Source organism: Arenimonas sp. (genome assembly GCF_019459675.1).
Lineage (GTDB): Bacteria > Pseudomonadota > Gammaproteobacteria > Xanthomonadales > Xanthomonadaceae > Arenimonas.
The window spans coordinates 1-2,361 of record NZ_JAIBFH010000111.1; the positions used below are offsets into that span (position 1 = coordinate 1).

The window sequence follows — 2,361 nt, forward strand, 5'->3', positions numbered from 1 at the left end:
CCACAGCCACGGGTGGGTGCTGGGGTACTTGCTGGGGATGTCGCAGGGGTTGGCAATCGGCGGGCGGGCCGTCGACCCGCAGAAAGCCTATCCGGGCAACCGGCCTTCGAGCCTGTTCCTGCTGGACGAACTCACGCCGCACTCGCTGGGCGCGCTGCTGGCGATGTACGAACACAGCGTGTACGTGCAGTCCGTGCTGTGGGGCATCAACGCGTTCGACCAATGGGGCGTCGAGCTGGGCAAGCGCATCGCCGGCGAACTGCTGCCGGCCGTGGCGGACGACGGCATCCAGGCCAGTGACCCCGTGACGCGCGCGCTTCTGGCGCAGATTCGCGCCCGCCGCCGCTAGCCGTCAGCAGGCCAGGGTGGCCTTGGGATGCTGGGCCAGCGCCCACGCCACGTGTTCGCGAACCATCCCGCTGGCATCGGTGCGCCGACTGGCAAGCGCGGTCAGCACGTCGGGTGTGGTCGGTGCATTGCCAAGCGCCACGGCGATGTTGCGCAGCCAGCCGGTATAGCCGGCGCGGCGGATGGCTGAGCCTTCGGTGCGCTGCAGGAATTCGGCTTCGGTCCAGGCAAACAGTTCGGCCAGCGTGGCGCGGTCGAGCTGGTTGCGGGCACGGAAGTCGGGCTCGTCCGTGCGCACCGCGAACTTGTTCCAGGGGCAGGCCAGCTGGCAGTCGTCGCAGCCGAAGATGCGGTTGCCGACCAGGGCGCGCATGTCCTCGGGAATCGACTCCTTGAGCTCGATGGTGAGGTAGCTGATGCAGCGGCGCGCGTCCACGCGGTAGGGTTCGACGATGGCGCCGGTGGGGCAGACCTGGATGCAGCGCGTGCACGTGCCGCAGTGGGCGCTGGCCGGCACGTCCACCGGCAGCGGCAGGTCGGTGAGGATTTCGCCCAGGAAGAACCAGCTGCCGGCGCTGCGGTTGATCAGGCAGCTGTGCTTGCCGATCCAGCCCAGGCCGGCGTCGCGCGCCAGCGCCCGCTCAAGCACGGGCGCCGAGTCCACGAAGGCGCGATAGCCGAATGGGCCGATGTGCGCGGCGACGCGGTCGGCGAGCTTCTGCAGCCGGTTGCGCATGACCTTGTGGTAATCGCGCCCCAGCGCGTAGCGCGCCACGTAGGCGCGTTCGCCCTGGTCGAGGGTGGTCCAGGCCTGCGCGTCGTCGCCGGTGCCGTAGTCCATGCGCACCGACAGGACGCGCAGCGTGCCCGGCACCAGCTCGTCGGGCCGCGCGCGCATGTCGCCGTGCCGGGCCATGTATTCCATGCGGCCATGCTGGCCCTTGGCCAGCCAGTCACGAAGGTGGGCCGCGTCCTGGCCCAGCTCGATCCCGGCGATGCCCAGCTGCTGGAAGCCCAGCTCAAGGCTCCAGGTCTTGATCAGTTCGGCGAGGCGGGCATGGTCGGGCATCGGGGCAAGTATAGAATCAGCGGCATGAGTGAACTGCTGCCGCTTTATCGGTCTGTCCAGGTGCGGGCGATGGACTCCCACGCCATCGGCGTGCTTGGCGTGCCGTCCTACGAGCTGATGTGCCGCGCGGGTGCGGCGGCCTGGCGGCTGCTGCTGCAGCGCTGGCCGCAGGCGCGGGTGGTGGGCGTGGCCTGTGGCCCCGGCAACAACGGCGGCGACGGCTATGTGCTGGCCCGGCTGGCCCGCGCGGCGGGTTTCCGGGTGCTGGTGGTGGCTCCCCCGGGCGCCAGCCCCCGCACCGAGACGGCGCGCCAGGCGCTGGCCGATTTTCGCGCCGCGGGGGGCAGCGTCATTGCCTTCGACGGGCTGCTGCCCGAGGCGGAGGTTTGGGTGGACGCCATTTATGGCATCGGATTGACGCGGCCTCCCTCGGAGGCGGCGCAGGCCATGATCGAGCGCATCAATGCCAGCCGCATGCCGGTGCTGTCGCTGGACGTGCCGTCGGGCCTGGACGCCGACACCGGCCACGCCCAGGGCGCCGCGGTGCGGGCCACGGTGACCGTGAGCTTCATCGCGGCCAAGCGCGGCCTGTTCACCGGCATGGCCCGGGATTTCGACGGTGAGGTGCTGCTCGACCGGCTGGACCTGAAGATCGGCGCCTTCGACGATTTCAAACCGGCGGCGTGGCTGTGCCGCCCCGACGGCCTGGCGCGCTGGCTGGGCCCCCGTCATCCCAATGCGCATAAAGGTGAGCACGGCCACGTGCTCTGCATCGGCGGCGAAGAGGGCATGGGCGGTGCGGTGCGCCTTTGTGCGGAGGGCGCGCTGCGCACGGGCGTGGGCCTGGCCAGTGTCGCCACCCGGCGGTCGGGCGTTGGGGCCCGGGTGGGCGCGCGGGCCCAAGCCCAGACGGCAGCCGGGGGGGGCCCCGGGGGCCCGGCCCC

Annotated in this window: 2 protein-coding genes and 1 pseudogene; 2 read left to right on the forward strand and 1 reads right to left on the reverse strand. The window is 71.3% G+C overall.

The window, feature by feature from the left end:
- Positions 1-349, forward strand: a pseudogene (locus tag K0M70_RS03975) (glucose-6-phosphate isomerase); the annotation flags it as partial.
- A 3-nt stretch (positions 350-352) separates the two neighbouring features.
- Here the strand turns inward: K0M70_RS03975 and queG are convergent.
- Positions 353-1,417, reverse strand: a complete 1,065-nt coding sequence (queG, locus tag K0M70_RS03980) for a tRNA epoxyqueuosine(34) reductase QueG (RefSeq protein ID WP_290779576.1) — start codon at positions 1,415-1,417, stop codon at positions 353-355.
- A gap of 24 nt (positions 1,418-1,441) precedes the next feature.
- Here queG and K0M70_RS03985 point away from each other — a divergent pair.
- Positions 1,442-2,361, forward strand: a 920-nt coding sequence (locus K0M70_RS03985) for an NAD(P)H-hydrate epimerase (protein ID WP_290779579.1), incomplete at its 3' end; no start/stop codon positions are given.